The 655-nt window shown below is 69.5% G+C and carries 1 protein-coding gene; it reads left to right on the forward strand.

Annotated features, from left to right (window positions below):
- A partial coding sequence (locus tag IE239_RS41570; protein WP_190154623.1) for an acyltransferase domain-containing protein occupies positions 1-655 on the forward strand: 655 nt, incomplete at both ends.

Here is a 655-nt window from a genome sequence, read left to right on the forward strand (position 1 = left end):
TGGACTGGTCGGCCGGCGCGGTGGAGCTGCTGACCGAGGCGCGGGAATGGCCGGCGAGCCATGACCGCCCCCGCCGGGCCGCCGTCTCCTCCTTCGGCATCAGCGGCACCAACGCCCACGTCATCCTTGAGGCCGTCGAGGCGGAGTCTCCGGTGGAGCGTGCGGTGGAGCCTGGTGCGGTGGCGTCTGGTGGTGTGGTGCCGTTGGTGGTGTCGGGCAGGTCGCCGGGCGCGGTGCGTGCGCAGGCGGTGCGGCTTGCCGGGTTCCTGGAGGAGCGGCCGGGCCTGGATCTGGCGGATGTGGCGTACTCGCTGGCGACAGCGCGTGCTCGTTTCGATCATCGTGCGGTGGTGGTGGCGGGTTCGGCGGGTGAGGCGCGGGAGCGTCTGATGTCGGTGGAGTCGCGGGCGGTTGTTCCGGGTCGTGTGGGTGTGTTGTTCACGGGTCAGGGGTCGCAGCGGGTCGGGATGGGGCGTGAGTTGTATGCCGCTTTCCCGGTGTTCGCGGCGGCTTTCAACGAGGTGTGCGCGGTCGTCGATGAGGGGCTGGGCTGTTCGCTGAAGGATCTGGTCTTCGGTGATGAGGCGGTGTTGTTGGAGGAGACGCGGTTTGCGCAGCCGGCGTTGTTCGCGGTCGAGGTGGCGTTGTTCCGGTT

The organism is Streptomyces humidus (assembly GCF_014649655.1).
Lineage (GTDB): Bacteria > Actinomycetota > Actinomycetes > Streptomycetales > Streptomycetaceae > Streptomyces > Streptomyces humidus.